The organism is Ignavibacteriota bacterium (assembly GCA_016707525.1).
In the GTDB taxonomy this organism is placed as follows: Bacteria; Bacteroidota; Ignavibacteria; order UBA10030; family UBA6906; genus JAGDMK01.
The window spans coordinates 189,723-214,634 of the sequence record JADJHP010000003.1; the positions used below are offsets into that span (position 1 = coordinate 189,723).

Annotated in this window: 16 protein-coding genes; 2 read left to right on the forward strand and 14 right to left on the reverse strand. The window is 60.7% G+C overall.

The window, feature by feature from the left end:
- Positions 1-175 precede the first annotated feature (175 nt).
- From IPI01_06960 to IPI01_07025, 14 genes are all read right to left on the reverse strand, one after another.
- Positions 176-2,380 carry a family 20 glycosylhydrolase gene (locus tag IPI01_06960; protein MBK7257531.1) on the reverse strand — a complete coding sequence of 735 codons (2,205 nt, stop codon included), beginning with the start codon at positions 2,378-2,380 and terminating at the stop codon, positions 176-178.
- Between the two features lie 44 nt (positions 2,381-2,424).
- A complete protein-coding gene (locus IPI01_06965) occupies positions 2,425-2,907 on the reverse strand; it encodes a hypothetical protein (GenBank protein ID MBK7257532.1) in 483 nt (160 codons plus the stop codon).
- 99 nt (positions 2,908-3,006) lie between these two features.
- Positions 3,007-5,469 (reverse strand): glycosyl hydrolase, encoded by a 2,463-nt coding sequence (locus IPI01_06970; protein ID MBK7257533.1) that lies wholly within the window; start codon positions 5,467-5,469, stop codon positions 3,007-3,009.
- A gap of 223 nt (positions 5,470-5,692) precedes the next feature.
- Complete coding sequence (locus IPI01_06975) at positions 5,693-7,453, reverse strand: hypothetical protein (GenBank protein MBK7257534.1); 1,761 nt, start codon at positions 7,451-7,453, stop codon at positions 5,693-5,695.
- 367 nt (positions 7,454-7,820) lie between these two features.
- Positions 7,821-8,213 (reverse strand): response regulator, encoded by a 393-nt coding sequence (locus IPI01_06980; protein ID MBK7257535.1) that lies wholly within the window; start codon positions 8,211-8,213, stop codon positions 7,821-7,823.
- Positions 8,210-9,976 (reverse strand): PAS domain-containing protein, encoded by a 1,767-nt coding sequence (locus tag IPI01_06985; GenBank protein MBK7257536.1) that lies wholly within the window; start codon positions 9,974-9,976, stop codon positions 8,210-8,212. The genes IPI01_06980 and IPI01_06985 overlap by 4 nt, the downstream gene beginning before the upstream one ends.
- Before the next feature lie 27 nt (positions 9,977-10,003).
- A complete protein-coding gene (locus IPI01_06990) occupies positions 10,004-10,420 on the reverse strand; it encodes a hypothetical protein (protein ID MBK7257537.1) in 417 nt (138 codons plus the stop codon).
- Positions 10,421-10,441: 21 nt separating this feature from the next.
- The gene (locus tag IPI01_06995; GenBank protein ID MBK7257538.1) at positions 10,442-11,581 is read right to left on the reverse strand and encodes a hypothetical protein; all 1,140 of its coding nucleotides are present in this window, start codon (positions 11,579-11,581) and stop codon (positions 10,442-10,444) included.
- Positions 11,582-11,765: 184 nt separating this feature from the next.
- Positions 11,766-12,260: a chemotaxis protein CheW gene (locus IPI01_07000; GenBank protein MBK7257539.1), complete on the reverse strand. Its 495-nt coding sequence runs from the start codon at positions 12,258-12,260 to the stop codon at positions 11,766-11,768.
- Between the two features lie 53 nt (positions 12,261-12,313).
- Entirely contained in the window at positions 12,314-15,217 is a 2,904-nt protein-coding gene (locus IPI01_07005; GenBank protein MBK7257540.1) for an MCP four helix bundle domain-containing protein, read from the reverse strand.
- 397 nt (positions 15,218-15,614) lie between these two features.
- Positions 15,615-17,684, reverse strand: a complete 2,070-nt coding sequence (locus IPI01_07010; protein ID MBK7257541.1) for a T9SS type A sorting domain-containing protein — start codon at positions 17,682-17,684, stop codon at positions 15,615-15,617.
- Between the two features lie 216 nt (positions 17,685-17,900).
- The gene (gene nagA, locus IPI01_07015) at positions 17,901-19,052 is read right to left on the reverse strand and encodes an N-acetylglucosamine-6-phosphate deacetylase (GenBank protein MBK7257542.1); all 1,152 of its coding nucleotides are present in this window, start codon (positions 19,050-19,052) and stop codon (positions 17,901-17,903) included.
- 4 nt (positions 19,053-19,056) lie between these two features.
- Positions 19,057-20,706 carry a C69 family dipeptidase gene (locus IPI01_07020; protein MBK7257543.1) on the reverse strand — a complete coding sequence of 550 codons (1,650 nt, stop codon included), beginning with the start codon at positions 20,704-20,706 and terminating at the stop codon, positions 19,057-19,059.
- 151 nt (positions 20,707-20,857) lie between these two features.
- Positions 20,858-22,312, reverse strand: a complete 1,455-nt coding sequence (locus IPI01_07025) for a serine hydrolase (protein MBK7257544.1) — start codon at positions 22,310-22,312, stop codon at positions 20,858-20,860.
- 386 nt (positions 22,313-22,698) lie between these two features.
- Between IPI01_07025 and IPI01_07030 the strand changes: the two genes are divergently transcribed.
- Together IPI01_07030 and IPI01_07035 are read left to right on the forward strand one after the other, a co-directional pair.
- Positions 22,699-22,899, forward strand: a complete 201-nt coding sequence (locus tag IPI01_07030) for a cold-shock protein (GenBank protein ID MBK7257545.1) — start codon at positions 22,699-22,701, stop codon at positions 22,897-22,899.
- A 161-nt stretch (positions 22,900-23,060) separates the two neighbouring features.
- On the forward strand, positions 23,061-24,908 hold the full coding sequence (locus tag IPI01_07035) for a PAS domain S-box protein (protein MBK7257546.1): 1,848 nt from the start codon (positions 23,061-23,063) through the stop codon (positions 24,906-24,908).
- Positions 24,909-24,912 lie beyond the last annotated feature (4 nt).

Below are 24,912 nucleotides of genomic sequence, written 5' to 3' on the forward strand. Positions count from 1 at the left end.
ATCGCTCACATGAGATCGGTCAATGATGCCATCACGCCTGCACCATCGGGGCAGGCAACGGAACATACGAAAGCGCCCCGTCAGAAGTTAACTTCGCAGGCGGGCGTAAGAAACTTAAAAAAGGGCTTTTCCTGAGGACGGAAAGAGGCCGGATCCGGGCACGGGCCGCGGAGGACTATTCTACCACGATCTCATCCGCGAACAGGAACGACTCGCCTCCGGCTGCCTGATGCCATGCAGGAAGCGGCCCCGGATTCTTCGCGATCACTTTCACGAAACGGCCCTTCACCCCGGAGAAGGCGGCCGTGAAGTCGCGGACCACCGTCCCATCCTCCTTCTGATCCACGGTCGTCACGGCCTCACCCGCCAGGGCATACTCCCGCCCATCGGCCGAGATCCAGAACTGCACACGGGATGGCATGAGGATCCATGAGTAGCTTGCCTGCAAGAATCCCATGCTGATGCGATGGATCTCCGTCTGCTCACTCAGATCCATGATGGCTTCCACATCCTGCCCCTGATATCCCTGCCAGCGACCATCCTTGAAGTCATCCGATCCGCGGAGGCCGTCCGTCAGCGCCAGCGGTCCGCCGGCCGCATACGCAGGATCGTACGTGCTGTACGTCGCATGCAGCGCGGTGAGACGGCCGATCGCACGGTGGACAAGGAAGTGCTTCTCTGCAACAGGCCATGCCTTCTTTCCCGTGAAGACACGTGCCTTGATCATCGATGATCGATCGAGTACAAACGGTCCGGCAGAGACCGCGGACCGCATGGTGGGTTCGGAGCCATCGGTGGTATAGCGGATCTCCCGGTCGCCGAAAGGTGTCGTGCACCTCACCCTGAGAACGCCGTCGACACCTGTGGTGTCTTTCTCGATGAGCACAAGCTTGTCGAGGTCCAGCAATTGTGCGCCGAGACGGTCATACTTCGCCAGCACCCGGTCGCGCCACCAGCCCCGGTTCTCGCGATCCCAGAGCACCGCGTACGTGTTCTTCAGGCCATGCAGCTCTTCAAAGAGCCCCCGCATCAGCTCCTTCGTCCGGATGATGTTGCTCCCCGTCGGTGACCGCATGGTCTTCGCCAGCTCGGCGCGCACGATGTTCTTCTTCCCGGTGAACGCCACCCTGTCCGCAGCGAACACCGCCGCATCGAGCACCTCCTTGTGGAGGAGGGCCTTCGCACGGAGAGTCTCCAGGGCGGAGCGAAGCGCGGCCGCCTCACGGACAACCCGTTCATTCAGCGCCACCGCCGCGGCGTCAACCTCTCCCGGATAGATCTCCAGCATACTGGTCCAGACCGCTCCGTCGGTCACGATGCCCCTGATCGGCATCGAGCGGAGGGAATCAAACCGGTACAAGGTCGCGGCGACATCCGGTGCCCCGAAAAACAATGCGTCAAACGATCGATCGAAGGCCCTGCTTCGCACCCGGAGATCTTCCTTCGCCGCCTCACCTTTCAGCGGCCGCGCAGGGGACCATGAACACTCGGCCCCCCAGAGGAGGCCGTGCCAGTTGTACGCACCGAGGTTCTCGCCGTCGTCGACCCATACGGTGTTCATCATGCCCATGGTCCCCAGCGCAGCACCGTCGCGGACATAGTTCGAGATATTCACGCTTGCGACGGACATGTTCGGCCACACATTCCCCCAGCAGTTCACGCCGGGCGCGACCATGAAGTCGAACCCTGTCTTCTTGAACGGCAAAATGGCATCGTCAAAGCTGTCCGCGAGATGATACCCCCACGACACAATGATGAGATCCTTCGGCAGCCGGTCGATGATCTGCGGATTGTTCACCGCGATATCACCCCACATCATCAGGCGTTTGCCATAGGGTTTCACAAGGGCATCGACCCTCCCGATGTGATAGGCGTAGACCCCTCCGGCGCCCATCGAATCCACCATTCTCCGCGCGGGGCCTTCGCCGAGCCCGGATACCTCATCGCTGTTGATATGGAAGAGGCGGCTCTCGTACGACGGAACGATCTCGGCGAAGACATCCTTCAGATAGTCGTAGGTCTTCTCCACGGCCGGACTCACGACCCACGCATTCTCCGCCATGGGGCGGTAGAAGGGGATCGCCAGAGTGTGTTCCATGTGGCCGAACGGCTGCGCATTCCCGATGAGCTCGATGTGGTGCAAGCGGGCAACAGCGGCAAGTTCCGCCACCTGCTCCGGTGTGATCCCGTCCGCCGGCGCAACATCCGGATGGGACCGGAGCCGGAACACATGCTCCGTATAGAGGGTAAGGGAATTCTGTTTGTACTCCGCAAGCGTTGCAATGATCTCCTTGAGATAGGCCATCGTCGGTATCGGCCCACGGCTGATGTCCAGCATGACCCCGCGGTACCGCAGTCCCGGCCAGTCCATGATCGTCATGCAGGGCACCTCGTGTCCCGAGGCATTGACTCTGATGAGCTGCTTCAGAGTCTGGACGCCATAGAAAACGCCTGTCCCGGTGTTCCCCGCGATGATGATCCTGGCAGGGTGATCTGCACAACGTATCCCTCGTCCCCCAGACTGTCCACCACGGAAAGGATCGTCGCCGGAAGCGCCTTGCGGACCGCTGCGTCGCGCCCGATCCTGCCTATGAGGATCGATCTCGAAGACGCTTTGCGCGTGCCGGACAGCATGACCCCCATGGACGCCCGGAGTTCATTTCTCAGCATCGATGCCGCGAAGGAATCTTCCGCATCCCCGGCGCGGCCGGGCACGAGAACAACGTCCTTCGTGAAGGTGAAGGACCCATCCTGCCTGTCAATACTCCGGGGTGTAGGGATCAGTGGGTACGGTCCTGCCGGGGCGTACTCCCCGCGCGGTTGCGCATGCGCAGGGATGCTCTGACCACACACGACCGCCGCGGCGGCGAAGCTCAACATCAACACGATGTTTCTGACTGATGGCATAGCCGTTCCCTTATGAAAGGTCATTGGTCGAGAGTGATCGCCGAAATGATCGCGGTGCAGCGGCCACACCGTGGCAGCGAGACCGCGGACATCACCCTGTTAGTCGATACTCACCGTCTGTTCCGGCACATTCCAGCCGCTGACCGTGATCCGGGCGTCGCGCGGTATTCGGCCCGTGCCGGCCTCAAGGATCACGCTCTCCGTCGTGCCCGGCACGACCGACACATAATTGTCGCTGTAGAAGACCGGCAGTATCCGTTTGCCCGTTACCGCGTCGATGAGTGCTACACGCAGGAAGAAGGCGAGCGGGTTGCCCTCCGGATTCTGGATGGACACTTCGATCCGGTTGTCCGCGATCCTCCGCGCAGAGATCCTGGCGGGTGCCGGAGACATCCGCTGAAGCCCTGTGAAGACGCCATTGGAATCGGGGAACCAGCAGAGATTCCGGTCCACCCTCTGCTTGTGCAGGTCGAGCAGCACAAGTTCAAGGAATCCCCCTTCGGCGCCGAAGCTCTGTTTGAAGACACGGCGGATGGTGTCGATCCTCTGCACCATCGACGGCCCGACCTCCACGAACCACTGGAACGCGAGGTCACGTTTCCCCGCAGGTGTGATGGTCCACGCCTGCACCATCAGATCGTGCAGCGGGCGGAAGGTGTTGTTCACCACCATCAACATGCCGTCCGCGGGATCGCACATGATGTGAACAGGCCGGTTCGCGTGGTGCAAACCGTACAATCCCGCATTCGGGTCCAGCCACGGATCATACATCTGTCCGCGCATGGCACTCCAGGGGTTCTGCGTCTTCCAGATGATGACCCCTGTGTACCAATCCCACATGTGCGCCTGGTGCCCTTCCATCAGCGCGCGGTACTGGTCGTAGTTCACGAGCTGTGCCCTGTCCAGATACCCTTTCAGGTCAGCGGGTTTCCCGTATGCGTCGAGATTCCTGCCGTACCCCTGGAACTTGTGATACCGCCACACCGAGTCGACGCGACGCGTGGCTTCGTCGGGCATCACCAGGTTCCCCGGCGGGATGAACCGCTCGAGTGAGGCCATGTCATTGAGGCCGACCGAGCCCGTTTCGGAATTGAAGGGGAATGAACGAAAATCCCAGAAGTGCTTGTTCGACTGGACGGAGTAGGGGCCGTCGCCGTTCCCGCCGAGCGCATTCAACGACATGCTGTCAGCGTTGGAATAGGTGAAGAAATATCGCGTACCATCGAGTGACGGCAGGATCGTGTCCTGCACTGCGGCGAGGATATCCTGCGGGGGCGGGATCTCATTGCCACCACAGTAGAAGGCAAGCGATGGATGGTTCCTCAGCATGCGGACCTGATCTGCCACCGAGCGGATGAAGAGCGCGTGATCATCCGGATAGCCACGGCGCGTCCACTGGTCCTCTTTCTTCATGGGATCGAGCCATTTGCCGTTGCAGTCTCCCGACATCCAGAGATCCTGCATGACCAGGATCCCGTAGCGGTCACATGCTTCGTAGAACTCCGGCCGTTCGGTGAGTCCTCCGCCCCAGATCCGTATCAGGTTGAGGTTCATGTCGCGATGGAATCTGATCTCGGCATCATAGCGCGTGACGGACAGGCGCAGCATGGCATCGGAGACGATCCAGTTCCCTCCCCTCGCGAAGATCCGCTGCCCGTTCACTCGTACCTCGCGGCTCCGCGTCTCCGTGTTCCATATCGCGGTGACCTCGCGAATGCCGGTGGTGACCGTCATCGCATCAAGGATCTCACCCCCATCACGGGAGAATGCAATATCAACGGGTGTGAGCGTCTGCGGGCCGTAACCGCTCGGCCACCAGAGCCCGGGCTCCTGCACCGTGACATCAGGAAGACGGACCGTCCGCGACGTTTTCGCTGGAATGGCGACTTCCGTGCTGACGGTCTTTCCCGCCACAGTGCACCGGACGGTCCCGCTGACCGTCTCCGGGGTGGGGTTCTCGACGTCCACCGTGGTACGCAGCGTCGCCGGCGCCTGCGGCCCCTCGGGGAATCGTACACCCGGCACGACGGTCAGAATATGTGGATCCTTGAGCAGAATGGCGCCGGTCTCTTCAAAGGTGACGATGTCCCAGATCCCGGTATTCCTATCGCGTATCGGCTGGATCCAATCCCAGCCTGCGGTATACTGACTGGCAACATTCCTTCCGATCGTTCCGTCACCCCCCTGCCCACCGTTGGGATCGCCCGGGGTACCGGCCGGGTACACGATCACGGCCAACCGGTTGTTGCCGTCGGCGGAGAGCAGAGTCGTGACATTGTACGACTGGCGGAGGAACATGCCGGTATGGGTACGCGCGGTGAGCCGGTGGCCATTCAGGAAGATATCGCATCCGTAGTTGACACCGCGCAGGCGCAGCCATGCCTGCCTGTTCCCCTGCGGGGGCGTACTCCGGAGATCCTTCACGAACCAGTAGGTATAGGTCTCGCGTCCGGCATGATAGATATCCGGAATGCTGGCATTGTTCATCCCATAGAAGGGATCAGGAACGAGTCCGTTCTTCAGCAACGTGGTCAGCACCGTTCCGGGAACAGTGGCAGGCATCCAACCGGCGAGCGGGTACGCTGAGAGGGACAGGGCCTCTCCCTGCACGGGAACATCCCGCGCGATCTTGCAGACCCATCACGAGTCGAGCATGGTGAGTACGATGCACAGGTCCCTGTGCGATCCGCCCGAACAGTGCGTTCAGAGGGTCCGCACGCCTGCAGGCCGAGCGCCGCCATCATGGCCGCGCACCAGAAGAGCATCCTGCATATCATGGACGACCTCACAGAGTGGCAAGGAACCGGAGGAGATCGGTGTATTCGTTGTACAACTTCTGGTTGAGAGAGCTCAGCACGCCGAGTTCACCCCGGGACCTGACACGGGAAGCGTAGACCGAAAAGAGTTCGCGCACAGGGGACTGGTCCAGACCTTCGCGCGCCGTGCGAACATCACCGGCCAATGGCGCTGTCAGGTGCCCGTCGTTCGAACGCAGCCGCTTCCGTAGCCGATAGGCGGGCTCGAGCTTTCTGCCCACGTCGTCGAGGAGGAGCATGAAGCGGCAATCGGCGATGTACCACTCCAGCGTACTGCGATGCTGCGGATCCGGGGTTCTCCGGGCGACATCCCGTAGCTTGTCGATGAGCGTGTGGAGCCGCCCGCGGCCCATGCTATCCAGGCGTCCCCACATCGGCGTATAGGCATAGTACTCCGGCGAAGAAGCCGTGCGGAACCATCCGTCTTCATCGGCCGCAGTGAAGATCCCGGAGAGTTCCTTCGATGCGAGGGGTCCGCAATTCCTGAGGAGATACTCCCTGTACACGTCCGCCACCGAAGCGGTATCGGCAGGGTCGCTCGCATAACGCGCGAACGCTTCGAAGGTGGCCCGTGTCTCTTCCGTCCGCCAATGGATCGCGATCACGCCGTCATGGTGCTGGGTTCGCGCCTGTTTCACCTGATCGCGCATGATGCTCACGCGGGGCTGCGCGTGCCACAACTGATGATCCCCTTCCAGCCAGGGAATGCTCCAGAATTTCCGGTGCGCGGCGATCGCGGTGATGAATGCAGGCTGGGGATAATCCCCCATGCCGGGGTTGAGGCAGGAGAAGATCACATCGGTAGGGAGCGCGCGATCCAATCCACGGAGAATGACCGGCAACTGATTGCTTCCTCCCCAGCCACCGATGATCATGCGCTTGCCGGGTGCTACACGGCGGAGGTGTTCATACGCGCGGCGGAGATACTCGAGAGTCCAGATGCCGGTGACCTGTTGTCTGGCATCGACGCCGGGGCCGGAAAAGAGTGCGGCATCGCGGTCAAAGAGCGCCTTGAATGCCGGATCACGCAGGGCCTTCTCCGGATCGAGCCCGAAGAACGAGTGTTCGTTCAGCCAGAGCCAGACATAGTCGACGTCGGGATATGCTGCGATGATATCATCGATCGTGGCGAACAGGATCTCGACGGATTGATAGTGTGCGGGGTTCGGGATCATGGATCCCGTCCCCTCCCAGAAGGACCCTTCCTCCATGATGGAGAAATATTCAGGGGGGTGGACCCCGAACTCGAATCCCATCGCGGTCTGCATGCCGCGGGCATGCGCCATCGCCATCACCTGACGCATGAGGTCCTGCGCCCGGCGGTAACGGTCCTCATTCGTAGAGGCCTGCACCGCGCAGTCCGCCCCGAACGCACCGGTGTCGCCCGGAAAGAACCTCGACGTCCCGTAGGCGAAATCCCGGACACGCCGTGGAGCATACCCCCACCGCGCGGTGAGCGAATTGTCAAAGAACGCCTCCGGAAGGACAGTCTTGTAGGCGATCCGTATCATCGGCTCGACATACGTCGCATAGCGCTGGGACCCACCGGTATAATTGTGGAACCCGATGAAATTGATTTTTCCGGCCACACACTGATCCAGATATCGGGTGTAATCTTCAAGGTTCCACGACGTGGGGCCTGAGAGGAAATTGTGCCACGGAAGGACACCGCGGATCTCAAAGGGATCCTGCGTGACCTGGGCATGGAGCCCCGGGAGGGCCAGAAGGATGGCCCCACAGAGAAGGCGTACACATCGCGATGGATTCATGCGGGTTGGCAGTCGTGATACGAAGGTCTTCCCGGGCCCGCTGATCGGGGCCCGCGTCCGAGACAATTAACGCCGAAGAAAACGAACAAGCAAGTTCCCCGCTTGCTACAGGCGATGGGCTTTGTACCACGTGGGAGGATGATCTCCATCATCCTCCCACCCGTCCATGACGTGCGATCGTGAGCGGCTCAGTTCATCAGCACAGAGAACGGATCCTCGAAGTAGGTTGTCGCTGCTCGAGGAAGGCCGGCAGCCCCCGCCTTGACGTGGAAATGCGACCGGCGGCCCATGGGCCGCCGGTCCTGTTTTCAGGGGTCGGGAGGGTGTCTCAGGGACGCGCGGCCAGCGCCGCGGCAAGTGTCTCGCGCAATTCATCCTCGGTGAAGGGCTTGAGCAGGAAGCCCTCCGGCGCAACCGTCAGGGCGCGCTGGCGGGTCGACTCATCGGTGTTCGCGGTGAGGAAGATGATGCGGGTGGGGCCGAGCGCCCGCACACGTTTCGCCGTCTCGATCCCGTCGATCTTCCCTGCCAGAATGATATCGATCAGCATCAGGTCGGGCATCGTAGCGCGTGCTGCCTCGCACGCCTCCTCCCCCTTGCGGAAGACACCCAGCACCCTGTGACCGAGCATGGAAAGGCGGACCCGGAGTTCATAAGCGATGATCGTTTCATCCTCCACAAGGATGATCTGCGCCGGCAGTATGGGGTTGTCAGAGCTCACGAGGTGGCCTCCCCTTCGCCTGCCACGCGGGACAACGGGAACGTGATCGCAACCTGCGATCCGTGGCTACGGTCCACGGTGATCGTCCCTTCGAGCTGTTCGGTCAGGCCCTTGATCAACATGACACCCAGCGTCTCACCCCCGCTGAAATCCACATGGGCCGGATAGCCGACCCCGTCATCCTTCACGGTAAGATGCATGATCCCGTCCTCGCTTGTTCCCTCGATATCAATGTGGCCTCCGCGTCCATCAGGGAATGCATGCTTGATGGCGTTGGTAACGAGCTCTGTGATGAGAAGTCCGCACGGGATCGCGATATCCACGCCGAACCGGATATCGTCGACCCTGGTCCGCAACTCGATACCCGGCCGGCTGTACGATGCCAGTAGTTCGTCGGCGATCGTCTGCACATAGTCCGAGAACTCGATGGATGACAGGTCTTCCGAGCGGTAGAGCCGTTCGTGGACCATCGCCATGGACTTGACGCGGAGCTGGCTTTCGCGGAACAGATCGACGTCATACGCATCGCGCACGTAGGAACTCTGCAGGAACAGCAGGCTCGAGATGATCTGCATGTTGTTCTTCACGCGGTGATGCACTTCCTTCAGCAGGATATCCTTTTCCCGGAGCGAGGTACGCAGGGTGTCTTCCCCCCGTTTACGATCCGTGATATCCAGATTGATCCCGACAATGGTGGACGGATGGCCGTCGGCACCGAACATGGCCCGGCCATAGGCTGCGAACCACACGATCTGGTCGGCCCCGAGCCGGGCACGAAACTCGATGTTGATGGGCGTGCCTGTCCGTGCCGCATCGCGGAAGGTCCCGACGACCCGTACGCGGTCGTCGGGGTGCAGATGAGCGACCAGGAAATCCCGCTCCGCGGTGGCAAGCCCCAGAGCATGCAGGTGCTCCTCGGAGACGACGATCGCGCCGGTGGCAACATCCATCCTCCAGGGGAACATTCTGGCGGCGGTCATTGCCAGTTGCAGGTGCCCCTGATTGACGTGCAGTTCGGCGTTCGCGGCGGCCAACTCGTTGGTCCGCTCTTCCACCCGCCGTTCCAATTCATCGTGAGCGCTCTGGAGCTCCCGCTGGGTATCAAGGAGTGTGGCATTGCTCTTCCCGAGCGACGCATTCATCAATGCCAGATCGACGGCCTGCATCCGCACCGTCGCCGCCTGTCGCTCGGCCTCCACCCGGGAACGATCGAGCTCACCTGCCTGCCGGATCAGCAACCGCGTTCCGAGCAGGCCGACCAAGAGGACAACGAGGCTCACCACGATCGATGTCATCTGCGCGGATTTGATCTCCTGTTCCACACTTTCGAGGGAATACAGGAGGATCACGGAGCCAAGCCGTTTGCCGGCGGGGATCACCTCGGTGACGTTCACAAGGCCGGACTTCGTGCGCATCATCCCGGGTGAGAGTTTCTTCAATTCCTCGATCGACAGCTCAGGGGAGGCCGAACTCTGGTAGAGCACATCATTTTTCTCATCCAGGATGCAGATGTATGCCACATTCCGGTCGAGCGTGGACCAGTCGAAGGCCTTCTGCACGAGCGTAAAATCCCCATCGTTCAACCCCGACCCCACCGACGTGGCGAACATATCGCTCACGATCCCCAGATGGCGACGGGCGTTGCGTTCCCCTGCGACCCGCTGGATATAGGAGAGATACCAGAACGAAAAGAGCGTGGCCACGATCCAGGGGATCACGAACGTCAGGATCACGCGTGTTCGATACGAGATGCGAACACTCATCGATGATATCCCGGAAGGGTCACGACTTCACTCTATGACGAGAAGGATCTTGACGTTCCCCTGGACCTTGTCCCGCGCAACGAACCCCACGGCCCCCGGAGTGGCTGCAACCCGCCGGGCCATGTCCTCCTGTGCGGCGATCATCTCCGGCGGGCGGGCGTGCCCGGAAAGTTGAGCCCTCAGCCAGGCCTTCCGCATTTCCAGCGGACTCCTGCGGAGGAGGTCGAAGAATTTTTTCTCCTCAGCAGGGTGCTCCCGGAGACACATCAACGCCACGGCCTGTCCATCACTCCATGCACGGACATTCAGCATGTAGAGATCGAGCACCTGGGCAGCGGTCAGGGACATTTCCGGGACCGACCGGTTGGCGATCACGGCAACCTGCGCATCCGCGAGCGCGGCGGAGAGCAGGACAAGGACGAATGCGATGCTGATGGGTTTCATGGGTCGGGTTCCTTGCGCGCGTTAGAACATCACGCTGACTCCGGCCTGGATCCGGTCGGAGAGGTAAGAACTCAAACCCTGGAACTCGTTACTGATGTGAAGATATTGGAGTTTCAGGACGACGTTGTCGATCGGTCGATATCCCCCTCCGGCCATCGTACCGCGGGTGACGGACGCCTTGTGCGACTCGAGGTATTCCATCCCACCATACACGTAGAAACTCTCGGAAATATCATACGCCAGGACCCCGTACACGAACAGATTCGACGGCTCCCGTCCGAGGCGGGGGTCCATCCTCGAGACGGCGGCATACACCTGCGCTTGATGATCGTCCAGGTACTCTTTGGTCGAGATGAACTCGGACTCCAGTGAGAGCGGCCCGAGCAGATAGGAAAGGTCGCCACCGATGCGCAGCCTATGGACAGGACCGACGCCGATACTCTGCCTGTCCGCTTTGTCGGAGGTCATGGAGAATCCGGCCTTCAGCCGGCCCGTGCGCACACCCACTCGTCCGCCCACCAACTTGAACGTCGTCGTATCCGTCCCACCAATGCTGTACTGTTGCCCGTCCTGTCCGCTGCTGACAAAGTTCGGATCCCCGTTGCCGGCATACACCGCATAGTCCAACCGGAGTTCATCAAGATGGAGCGCTCCCTCGATCTGGAGGAATGCCGAGCCCGGGATGTAATCATCGATACTCCCCACCCCTTCCGCCGCAGCCTCGTACACGAAAGGCCGCGTGATGTAGGGAAGGATCGGAGTCCTGTTCTTGATCTCATTCAGGTTGTTGAACACCGGCACAAGGAGTCCGGCTTTGATGCTGAACTCCTCCGAGGTCTGGTACCGCAACCATGCTTCTTCAAGCCGGAACGTCCCCCATTTCCGGGTGCTCGCATACGTGTTCGTGAACTCCAGATCAACAAATGCTGCGAAACGGGAGTTGAACTGCTTCCGGAAAAAGATGTTCGCCTGCTGGAGAATGAACGTATTGCGCGTCCCGGAGGTTGTGGACCGTCCCCTGATCGACGTTTGTTCACTGGAATGATCGAACACAGACTGGAAATAACCAAAAACGTCGAGGGCATCCGTCGTGGACTGTCCACGCGTGATACCCGGGAGGAAAGCGAGGAAGCAGAGGACGATGGTGACGCGAACCGGCATGGTCCCTCCAGATCGACACCAAGACATTCGAGATTGGACGTGCCTGGCATGGCAAACGCCTGCAGTTACACGTATGGAGTATACGGAAAGCAATTCGCGGAGGCAAGGGACCCCGCCGCACAGAACACGATCCTCCGGCGGGCCAACCAACCCGCGCGGAGGATCCAGAGGAGCACGAAGAGACCTAGTTCTGGGATACCTGACTATCGTAGACGATCTTCCCGATATCCAGGAGGATCAGCAGCCGGTCCTCGAGCTTTCCCACTCCGGTAATATACTCCTCGTTCGTGCTCCCCGCGATCGACGGTGGCGGTTCCGTGACGCTGCGCGGGATCCGCAAGACCTCACGCACGGCGTCGACCACGAATCCGACCACTTTGCCGTTCAACTCCACGACCACGATCCGGGTATGCTTGTCGTGTTCCTTTCTGGCCATGCCGAAACGCCGGCGGAGATCGATGATCGGGATCACTTTGCCGCGGAGATTGATGACCCCGTCCACATACTCCGGTGCATTCGGCACCTTCGTCACTTCAAGCATCCTGTTGATCTCCTGCACCTGCAGGATATCCACACCGAACTCCTCGTCGCCGATGTTGAAACTCACCAGCTGCAGCAGTTCGTCGCCGGACCCATGCTTCGCTTCTGTTGCCTGATGTACTGAGACCGTTTCCGCCATAGTTCCTCCTGTATAATTCGGATATCTGATATCAGATATCTGATATCTGAATTTTAGCCCGCTACCAGCACGCCGTTCTCCCGCACCGCGACCCCGCTCCGCATACCGTCATTGCGGCCGAGCTTGAAGTCGCTGATGAGCTTCTGCAGGTTCTCCGTGAGCCGGTTGAGATCCTCCGCCGCACGCGCGATCTGCTGCGTCCCCTGCGCCGTTTCACCCGTCACCTTCGAGATCCCTTCCACGTTCTTCGAGATCTGCTCGCTGGCACTCGACTGCTCCTCGCTCGCGGCCGCGATCTGCGTGACCATGTCCGTCACCTTCTGGCTCACCCCCACGATCTCCTTCAGGCTCGCGCCTGCCTTGTCGGCCAGCTCGATCCCGCGTTCCACCTCGTTCGTCCCTTCTTCCATCGACCGGACGGCACCCGTGGTATCCGACTGGATCTTCTTGATCATCCCGGCGATCTCTTTCGTCGCCTTCGTCGTCCGCTCGGCCAGCTTCCTGACCTCGTCCGCCACGACCGCAAACCCGCGCCCCTGCTCTCCCGCCCGGGCCGCCTCGATGGCAGCGTTGAGCGCAAGCAGGTTCGTCTGATCCGCAATGTCGTCGATGACGCCGATGATCTCACCGATCTGATCGCTCGATTTCCCGAGTTCCTTCACCGTCTCGGCGCTCTTGTTCACCACGCCGGCGATGCGCTTCATGCCCTCGACCGTATCGTCGACCACCTTCCCGCCCTGCTCCGCACTCACACGCGCGAGCTTCGCCGTCTCGGCCGCCACGCTCGCGTTCTTGGAGTTCTCCATGATGGTCTTCGTCATCTCTTCCACCGCACTCGCCACCTCGGCTGCCTGACTCGTCTGTTCCTGCGCCCCGGCGGCCATCTCCTCGGTGCTTGAGCTGATCTGGCTCGACGCGCTCGCCGTCGCGCTCACTGCCTCGCTCACCTTCCGCAGGGCATCCTGCAGGGAACCGCCCACCTTGTTGATGCTCTCCTTGATGAGCTGCAGATCGCCGCGGTAGTCCCCGTTCATCCGCGCCGTCATGTCGCCCGTCGCCATCACCGCCAGCGTGTTCGACCCTTCCTGCACCGGCTTGATCACCGCATCCAGCGTGTCGTTCACACCCTGGACGATCTTCCGGAAATCGCCCTGATGCTTCGCAGCATCCGCGCGCGTGGCAAGGCGCCCTTCCACCGCTGCCTGCGACAGCAGCATCGCATCAGCCACCAGCGCGTTCACCGCGCCGATCGCCTGGTTCAGGTTGTTCTTGATCTCGTTGAAATCGCCGTTGTAGCTGTCCGTGATCTTCGCCGGGATGTCGCCCTTGGAGATCCGGTCCACATACTCTGCTGCGACGTTGAGAGGCCCGATGACGGAGTCCAGTGTCTCGTTCACGCCCTGCACGATCTTCCGGAAGTCGCCCTGATGCTTCGTGGCATCGGCGCGCGTGGCGAGTTTGCCCTCCACCGCGGCACGCGACAGCATATGCGCATCCGTGACCAGCATGCTCACGGCGTTGATCGCCTGATTCAGGTTGTTCTTGATCTCGTTGAAGTCGCCGTTGTAGTTGTCCGTGATCTTCGCCGGGATGTCGCCCTTGGAGATCCGGTCCACGTACTCCGCGGCCACATTCAACGGACCGATGACGGAGTCGAGCGTGTCGTTCACGCCCTGGACGATCTTCCGGAAATCGCCGCCGTGCTTCGATGCGTCGGCGCGGGTGGCGAGCTTGCCTTCGACCGCGGCCCTGGACAGCATGACCGCATCGGCCACAAGGGCGTTCACCGCACCGATGGCCTGGTTCAGGTTGTTCTTGATCTCGTTGAAATCACCGTTGTACGTGTCCGTGATCTTCGCCGGGATGTCGCCCTTCGAGATGCGGTCCACGTACTCCGCGGCCACGTTCAGCGGGCCGATGACCGAATCGAGCGTAGCGTTCACACCCTGCACGATCTCGCGATAGCTTCCCTGGAACTTCTCCGCATTGCCGCGGGTGGCGAGCTTGCCCTCGACCGCCGCCTTCGACAACATCCCTGCCTCGGCGACCAGGCCGCGCAGAGCCTCGGTCATCTGCTTCAACGCAGGGGAGATCTCGTCGCGGTCATCCTTGGCATTTACATTCGTACTCAGATCGCCTTTCGCGATCTTCTGCATCGTCGCGATCACATTGGACTGGAGGTCGTCCGCGAACGCATCCATGGCTCTGGCAAGGACACCGACTTCGTCCTTCGTCTCCATCGTGAGGCGGGTTCCCAGATGTCCCTTCCCCATCTCCTGCATCATTTCCACGCCACGATTGAGGGGCCTGGTGATGATCCGCGCGATGAAGATGCCGAGGCCGATGGCAACGACCATGGCGATGCCTACGACGATAAGCATCATCGTGACCGCGGCATTTGCTTCGACCGTGTTCTGATCGGACCGGGCTTTGGCCCGTTGCACGAGGAGTGTACTTAAGGCCTCGATCGCCGCCTGCTCACGGGCACGGGCCTTGTCCATGTTTCCCTTCCAAAGCGCAAATGCCTGGTCCGTTCGTCCCGACCGGGCGAGATCCATGAACTCGTTGAGCAATGGCACGAATTCTTTTCGTGTGGCGCCGAACTCATCAAATGCTTTGCGCACATCATCCGATGCGATCGCCTTGTCCAATGTGGCCACCGTCGCCACGATCTCGGCTCTCCGTTCATCGATGCGCCTTGCCTGGTCCGCACGTTCAGCCGGGGTCTTTGCGGCGAGCATCGTCAACGCATTCACGCGCAGTCGTTGAAAGGACACTCCGATCTTTGCGATGTGATCCATGGGTACGGTGTTGCGTTCGTAGAGCAAGGTATCACTGTCATCTGCAGCACGAAGACTGACGATGCCTTGATACCCGACGAACCCGGCGATCAGCGCAACCAGGAGGAATGCGGAAAGAAGTTTGGTACCGACTTTGAGATTGAGGAACCAGTTCATGGGTCTCCTCCGGATGTGGGATGGATATCTGCAGATTTCCGGAAACGCACCCCCTTCGTTGCCTCTGGTCTGCTCTTCTTCGCCTGGAGTAATACAATGTGCGTGCCACCTGTGACAGACAGGATGATGCACAAAAACCTGTGAATTGGGCTGATGGATACTCATTCTGCCCGATTCGCAAAAAATCATGCGTAATACTGGGCATGAATGGCTAATAGGAGCGCCACGGCGAGGAATTTCGGTCGGATCGTCAGAATCGGTGTGAGAAAGCAACAAAAAGAGAGCGGCGTGTTGAAAACACACGAGCCTCCCGGCGCGATCCGCGTGAGAGGCTCATGGCTGATTCAGGGGCACCGGCGGCCGCGAGGCCGACGACCGCCACAGGCCGATCAGGAACTCACTTCACATATAGCATGGCCTGGGTCGAGGTCTGCCCGCCAAAAACCAGCCGGCAGAAATACACCCCGGTCGCCAACCCCATCGGCGTGAACTCGACATGATGAGTTCCGGATCGATGTACTCCTCTCGCCAACTCCGCAACCTCCCGGCCCAGGGGATCGATCACCGTCAACCGGAGGTCCACCGGCTGCGATGCAAGGACACGGAATGTGATCGTCGTGGACGGGTTGAACGGATTGGGATAGTTCTGAAGAAGCGATGCATGCACCGGAACAGCGTCCTGCTCCGATCCGGGCACGCCGGTGATGATCTCGCTGACCGGTCGCTTCCAGACACCAGAGTTGTAGCCTGCAGCATACAGGATCCCATCCGCGACCGAGAGCGCGGGGATCTCCTTCGGCGCCAGCCCCTGATTCACTCCCGTCCATTGGCCACCGTCATCGGTCGTGACGAAGACGCCTCCCGTCGCCGTTCCAGCGAACAGGGCAGACCCGTGCGCGTACAGCGCACGGATGTACAGACTTGACAAGCCCGTACTTCTCGCTGTCCAGGTTTCACCGTTGTCCGTCGAGGCAAAGACGCCATGATCGGACGTCCCTGCAAAAAGGGTCGTTCCGATGAGCGCAAGTCCGCGGATATTCAGATCCGTGAGTCCCGTGTTGACCTGCACCCAGGCGGTATCACCGAGAGCTGCCCGATAGATCCCCGACGCAGAGCTGCCGCCAAAGATATGGGTGCCGGTCACGCGAATGCACTGTATCTGCTTGCCATTGGTCGCCGAGAGCGGTCCCGACCATGAGGTCCCCGTGTCGGCGGAGAAGAACATCCCCGTGGCCGTCCCCACCCAGATCTTCCCGGCACTGCTCTCCATAGCCTTCACGTTCACGTTCGGCTTGACCCGTGACCAGGAGGAGGCGAGCAAGGGGAGCCGATAGATCCCATCCGTCGAACCGGCAAACATCATGGACCCCACCTTCGTCATCCCGCGGGAGAACGCATAGGTCAGCCCGGTATTCGACAGCGTCCAATCCCGTCCTGCGTTCGTTGACATCTGGATCCCCGCCCCATCGCTGCATGCAAGGAGCGTGGCACCATTCGCGAACAGTGTCATGACACGGGAGTTGATCATGCCAACCACCATGCTGACCCACGTGCCGCCGGCGTCCGTGCTCATGGAGACGCCATGGCCGAACGTTGCAACGTAGAGTACGGTACCTTTCTTCAGGATACCATAGACGGCTTTGTTGACAAGGCCCGTGGAAGCCGCAACCCACGTGGCCCCATTGTCCGTGGAGCGTCCGAGCCCCGCGGTGGTTCCCATGAAGAGCAACGCACCATCCCGTAAGAATGTGTTCACATTTGTACCGATGGCAGAGGTCGAGACCGGTGACCATGACGTGCCGTTGTTCGTTGACACATACATCGCATTGCCCGCGCCTGCGAAGAGCCGCACATCATCAACGTAGAGTGTCTGAATAGCGAGTGTCGTTGTGATCCCGGAAACCGCCGGTGTCCAGGACCCACCGCTGTCGGCAGAGACGTACACGTTGCCGCCACCGCCACCGGCGAACAGAAGCCCATCCTTCGACGCCAGGGTGCGGAGGGCAAGGTTGGTGATACCTGCATTGGAGGCGGTCCAGGCTCCACCTCCATTCGTTGAAATGAAGAAACCACTCGAGGTGGCAGCGTACATCCGTCCACCACGGATGAGGATGTCGGTGACGCTGACATTTCCCATCCCCGTGTTCCGGGCAACCCATGAATCGCCCCCGTCGGTAGAGACGTACAACCCATATGTCGATGTTCCTGCGAAGACCGTCGAGCCTTCGGCCTCCATACTGAAGATGTTCGGCGTTGGGAGTCCGCTATTCGCAGCATACCATCGCACTCCATCATTCGTCGAGCGCTGGATCCCTCCACCCTCCAGGTAGGCGAAGAGTCTCGAGCCATCGGTCACCACTCCATACACGGATCCACCCTCCGGACCAAGGGTTTGTGTCCACTCGGCGAACAGGGGCTGGGTGACCAGGATGAGGACAGTGACAAGCACGCGGAAACGCTGTTGCATGGGGATTCCTCCTCGGGGATCAAAATGAGAACTGGAGTGAGAACAGCGGCGGGCCGGACGCACCAACGGCTTGCGTGGCATGGTACAATGGCGTGCTTCTCCCCTGCGTGACCAACTCACATCCGGCGCCGGGTGAACGATGCTTTCGAATGATACGCAATCGCTGTTGAAGAGGCAATTCCGGATGGTGCCTCTCAGGATCCCCTCTGCCGGGTCCTACACGGCTTCCGTATGCACAACACGACCGGACACCAGGGTCGCATGGACCGACAGGTCCTGGTTCAGGAGAACCAGATCGGCATCCTTTCCCGGCGCGATGGACCCTTTGGCAGCATCGATTCCGAGAAGCCGGGCGGGGACAATGGTCACGGTATCCAATGCTTCTGCGGTGGAGCACCCCGTGAATGCGCGGAATCGGCGTGCGATCTCCCCGAGTCCCATCGTCGTCCCGATAAGGGTGCCATCGAGATAGCGCGCCACACCCTCACGCGACTCGTACTCACGGCCACAGTACCTGTATCTGCCGTCGGGCAGGCCCATCCCCTGGACCCCGTCCGTGATGCACACGCAACGGGCAGTCCCGATGGCCGACCTCAAAAGGCGTACGATGGCCGGATGCACATGATGACCGTCGCTGATGATCTGCGCGGTGATCGATGGGTGTTCAAAGATCGCCGCGATGGGGCCCGGTTCACGGTGATGAAGGCCGATCATCGCATTGAAGATATGTGTGACATGCGTGATGCCCGCTTCGCAGCCGCGGCGGAGGTCATCATAGCCTGCCTGCGAGTGCGCGAACGCCGCGATGATGCCACGGTCCACGAGCCGATGGATGCACTCGATCGCTCCAGGGAGCTCCGGAGCGATCGTCATCATCCGCAGGCTCTCCCCGGCCGCCGCAAGGAGATCGGCAAGGGCATCCTGAGAGTACGCGTAGATCCCTTCCGGTGAGATCCCACCCTTCTTTGTGATATTGATGAATGGCCCTTCCAGATGCACGCCGAGCAACTCTGCGCCCCGCGGGCCGGTCTTCATGTACTCCCGCGCAATGCGCAAATGATCATGGCCGGTACCCGGCCGCGCAACCGTCGTCGCAAGAAAGCCGGTGGTGCCAAGCCGGGCCAGTGTCGCGGACATGGTCGCAAGCGCTTCCGGGGTGCCGTCAAGGACATCCGCCCCGCCTGCGCCCTGGATATGCACATCGATGAATCCCGGCGACAGCAAGCGTCCGCCTGCATCGAGCCGATCTGCTCCGGGCACATCCTGGATCCCGACCGCGGTGATCTTCGCACCTTCAATGAGCACGGCAGTCGGTCGCCCGGGGGCCGATGCAAGCCGGCAATCGTGGATGTACAGGGAGCGTGCCATGGAGCTAGTGCTTCGGCATCTTCAGTTTCTCCCCGGCTTCACGCACGACCATCCTCTTCCATGCGTCGCTGTAACCCGGTTGCGACACCGCGGGGTTCTGCCTCCCCGGGACCTTCGTCTTGATATTGCCATCCATGAACTTGACGAACAGATCCCGGTACAACTTCTTCCACGCGCCAAAGGTCGCCTGTCCCGCGTTCGTCGAGTATTCCGTCAGATACGCGATGGCCACCTCCTTGCTGGTCTTCGAAAGCTCCAACGCAGCCCGGTCAACGCCGGGGACCTGCACGAGATACCCGTTCTCAAGTTCTGCCTGCCGCGCACGGACCTCGGGACTGATCACGTTGAAGCGTGTATAGGAGAAGTTCGAGACCTGATTGAAGATCCAGAATGCCGCATCGTCGGACCATTCCATCATCGAGCCATTCCCTTCCCGGAATGCTGGAGGGGTCGAGGTGATGCTGCAATACATGGGCGTGTACACGGTGTGGTACGTATCATCCACGCCGAACCAGAGGATGCCTCCGATGTGATCCGGAAGCCACGAACGTGCCTGGGCCACGAAGGAGAATCCGGTATGCTGTGTGGAGATCGCGCGCTCATTCAGATAGTTCATCGAATCCACACTCCACGTCATCGGCCGCCAGCGGTACGGACAACCGAACGGACCGGCCCCCACATCCTTCGTCATGTCGAGGTCCGTGCCGCCGTAATAGTCACGCATGAGTTCCATCAGGTCATGAACGTCGAGTTTCCTGTCGGGGGTGATCCAGAGCGGCATACGCTTCGACAGGTCCTCGCCTTTGGCGTAGTTCAGGTATGCACCCATCGACGCATTGACGCGGTTGAACACGGACCAGATACGGGCCTCGCAGAACCGCGCCGCGGAGAAATCAAGAGGAGCATAGGTATCCGAAAAACTGAACTCACTGTCCTTACCGGTGAAGTAGCCCTTGCCCCGTGCGAATGAGATCACGTCGGGGGCATAGTAGCAATTCACGGTATCCCTCAGGGGGAACGCCATGATGCGCGGGTGGTTCGCATGGCCGGAGATGGAGCCGTCGGGGATCCGCATGGCAACCCACACCGCCCCCTTGTTCCCCGGCCCCTTGCCGATCAACTCCATGATCCAGACTTCATTCGGATCGGCGATCGAGAAGGATTCTCCGGAGCTGCGGTAGCCGTACTCCGCGACCAATTGGCCGATCGTATGGATCGCCTCGCGCGCCGTGCGGGAACGTTGCATCGCCATGAACATGAGGGTCCCGTAGTCGATGATGCCCAACGTATCCACGAGCTCCGGCCTGCCACCGAACGTGGTCTCACCGATCGAGACCTGGTGCTCATTCGTGAATCCGACCACCGAATAGGTGTGGCGGGCCTGACGCACCTTGCCGAGCCATGCCCCCGAGCCGTAATCATGGACATCCACCATCGTCCCCTCGGGATGGTCGGTGGCGGCATGGAAATACAGCTGCCCGTAGCGGGTGTGAGAATCCGCCGCATACGTGATCAACGTCGATCCGTCCTTCGACGCACCGCGCGTCACCAGGATGTTGGTGCACGCAAGGGACATCAGGGGGACGGACATGGTGACAGCGGTCAGGAGGAGCGCAACGCGGCGCAGTGCGGTGGACATAGCAGTTTCCTTCATGGAACGTGGGATGGACATATCCTCAATATAGGAGGAGGTGGCGGAAGTTACAAGGCGCCCGGAGGAGGGAGAGCCATGGAACGCGATGCCCCGCCCCGCGCATCGGTTGGCGGGGCGGGGCATCATGGAGAGCGGACCGTAACGGAGGGTCCTAGTTCACGCCGAGCTTTTGAAGCGCTTCGCGAGCGGTAGTGCCCACCGGGTTGAGTTCGAGGGACTTCTTATAGAAGCCGATGGCTTTTTCCTTCTGGTCCAGCGCAACGGCACACTCGCCCATATTATTGAACGCCCCGGCGCTCTTCGGGAACAGGCGCAGAGCGTACCCGAAGACGGCAGCTGCCTCGTCGTGCTTTTTCTCGCGCAGATACTGATGTCCGAGGATGCTCAGTTCATTTTCAAAGACATCGTACCGGCCGGGGGAGGCGCGGTGCTCGCTCTCAATGTCGCGCACACCTTCCAACGAGCCCTTCGTGCTGATCGCTTTGAAGAGTCCACGCGCCAGCGATGGCTTGATCGATGGAGCCGGAGAACCATTGACCAGTGCGAACAGGCCGTCACTCATGGCGACGACCGGTGCGCCGGAGACATTGCTCACGACGAAGACCATCTGCTTCGTAGCGGGGACGCGACCGAACAGCGAAGAGACCCCGGGCATGCCGCCCTGATGATAGACCACCAGGAGGCTGTCCCCTTTTCTGTTCCTCACGCGGCGATCCAGGACGGCGCCATACCCATAGGAAGGACCATCGGCCTTCATCTTGACGTAGGGGGTCTGCATCAGGCGCAGGGCATTGCGCGAGAGGACGGCGGGATCAGAAAGCGCATGATCCCACGCGACCATGTCCTCGGCGGTAGCGTACATGCCGCCGGCAGCTCCGATCCAATCGATATTGAACACCTCGCACGGTGGAAGCGTATCCCCGAAGCCGGCGTCAAAACCTGCTGCGCGCGCGGGGAGGGACAGCCCGCTGCAGTCGAGTCCGGAATTCTTCATGCCCGCAGGATCGAGGATGAGCGTGTGGAGTGCCTGGTCAAAGGTCTGGCTTGTCACTTTCTGAATGATGGCTCCCAGAAGGACGAACCCGGTGTTCGAATAGGCGAACTTCGATCCCGGTTCGAATGCAAGCGGCTCGCTGCAGTACTTCTCGATCAACTGGTCCATCGGCGGCACGGGCTCCAACCCGTGCGCGCGGCGGGCCTCTGTCGTCGCAAATTCCGGGATCCCGGAAGTGTGCGTGAGCAAGTGATGGATCGTGACCCGGTCGCCCGTGTCGCGGCGGTACGCAGGGAGGTATTTCGTGATGGGATCATGCACACCGATCTTCCCCTGCTCAACGAGCTTCATGATCATTGCGGCGGTGAAGGTCTTGGTGACGGAGGCAATGTGGTACTGAACCTGCGGACCGTTCTGCAATCCGCGCGCGGGGTCGGCGAGGCCGAACCCGCGGGCGTACAGCAGTGTACCATTTTCAGCGACGACGACCGTTCCCTGGAACCCGCGGTTGGTGACATACTGGCCGAGGAATTCATCAAGGCGTGTCGTCAGGTCTTGCGCGAACAGGGTTGACGCGGACAGCAGACACATCAGAAAGAGCAGGCGTTTCATAAGGGGATCCAACGCAATGTGGCGGATTTCGGGGATTTTCAGGTAGGGGCGGCACGTGCCCCAAGGATTATACGGCCGATTCCAGGCCAGGGTTGCGCCGAAAAAAGGGAAAACATACTTCTTAGCGAAAAAGCACTTGCTTTTTACTTCTGAAATATATATCCTATGTCACCAATCAACGTACACCGTTGTCGGGCTTTTAGCTGTCCCGCAGGTATCGCGGGGCACGGTTCGCTGGCGTTCGCAATCCGAACCCGTTGCAGAACAAGAGAGATCGCAACCATGGTGGTGTGAATGGTTGCGATTTCACGTTTAAAGCACACATCGGGACGTGCATGACCGAGTCCGCCGGTTGCGGACGTTCAGCAACAGAAAGGATCTGTTCCATGGAAAAGGGAACAGTGAAATGGTTCAACGGAGCCAAAGGCTTCGGGTTCATCACTCGTGAAACTGGCGAAGACGTTTTCGTCCATTTCCGCGAAATCGTCGGTGAGGGGTACAAGACCCTGAACGAAGGCGATAAGGTGGGCTTCGAAGTTACGCAGGGTCCGAAGGGCCTCCAGGCCAAGGGCGTCACGAAGCTGTAATTCGTGCGACTCTGTCCGTAGCGAACGCCGGCTGATCTTCAGCCGGCGTTTTCTTTTTCTCCCCCTCCCCTTCCCACGCCGGGGGTTGAATGTCCACACGCCGTTTGGTACATTGATATCCGGAATCGATACATGCGCATGAGTGAAGGAACGACCGTCGTATGACACTGTGCCAGCTCCACCATACTATGAACGGTCCCCATTCCCTCCGCCTCGCCCTCATCCTCCTCGCCGTCTGGCTCTTTCCCGGTACCTCCCGTTGTCAGGACACGACCCAGGTGGTCCTCTCCATTGGTGAAGCACGGATCGATGCGAACGGGGATTTCACTCCGGACCGGCTCGGCCAGCGTGTCACGATCGGGGGGCGGGCGAACTCGAACAGCGATGTGATGCACACCAGCCGCCTTTCGATCTTCCTGCAGGACAACACCGGTGGGATCGAACTCTACAACAACGACCCCGGGCCGCCGATCGAAGAAGGCGACAGCCTGATCGTCACGGGCGAGATCGCTGTGTACGAAGGCGTGACGCGGATCGTCCGGGCGACCTACCGCGTGCTCAAAGTCCATCGCCCCATGGCCCGCCCCGTTGAACTCCCCATCCCGGAGGCCCCTGCAGAGAAGTACGAAGGCATGCTTGTGCGCGTCCATGGCGTCGTGACGCGTTCCTGGAGCGACGACTACGGATCGTACCTCACGGTCCGTGAGCAGACCAACGATGCGGATAGCATCGTGGTCTTTCTCGCCATCCGTCACAAGCCCGGGATCGATCTCGCCCGGATCGGCGAGCGCGACGTGGTCTCCGTCACCGGGGTACTCGGACAGTATGTGCGGGGCGGCGCATTGAACACGGGATATGAGATCTACCCACGGTATCCGGAAGATATCCGGGAGCGCCGGACCAGGACCACCGACTATCTGTACGCGCTGATCATCAGCGCCGCCCTCGTGGTCATCACCCTTGCCTGGGTGTTCTCCACCCGGCGGGAGGTGGCGAAGCGCACACGCGAACTCCGCGAATCCGAACAGCGGTTCCGCAACCTCCTGGAAAATGTCCAGCTGGTCGCCCTGACCGTCAACCACGACGCGCGGATCACGTTCGCCAATGACTACACCATGGGTCTCACCGGCTGGGCCATCGATGAACTGCTGGCCATGGACCTTCTCGACGTCGTGGTGCCTCCGGCCGGCATGACGCGCCAGGCATACCGTGAGGCGGTGCGCACCGGAGGCGTCCCCGCCCACTTCGAAGGTGAACTGATCACGAAAGCGGGCGGCCGCAGGCTCGTCGCATGGAACTCGACCGTCGTCCACAACGCTGAAGGCACCGTCACCGGCATCGCCAGTCTGGGCGAGGATATCACCGAGCGCAAGCGGGCAGAAGAGAAACTCTCCGCCTCCCTGAAAGAGAAGGAACTTCTCGTCCGCGAGGTCTACCATCGCGTCAAGAACAACCTGCAGACCATTTCCAGCCTCCTGTCGCTGCAGAGCGAATCGATCGCGGACCAGGCGACACGTGAACTTTTCCTGGAGAACCAGCACCGGATCCGGTCGATGACCATGATCCATGAGCGGCTCTATCGGTCGAGCTCGCTCGCACGCATCGACATGCGCGAGTACCTCCAGGGCCTGGCGAACTCCCTGTTCCGCTCCTACGCCGTCAACCGGAACATCACCCTCCAGGTGGATGTCCGCGACGTCGTCCTCTCTGCCGATGCATCGATCGTCTGCGGCCTGATCGTGAACGAACTTCTTTCGAACACGCTGAAGCACGCTTTCCCGGGTGACCGTTCGGGCGAGATCACCCTGACCATGTTCCCCGGGGACCACGGCACCTACGCACTGACATTCTCGGACAACGGGATCGGTCTGCCGCCGGGGTTCGATATCCACGCGACGCGGACGCTGGGCATGAATCTGATCGCCAGTCTTACCCAGCAGCTCCACGGCGATATTGAGATCTCGACGAACAACGGCACGCGGTACGTGATCACGATACCGGCAGCCTGAGGGC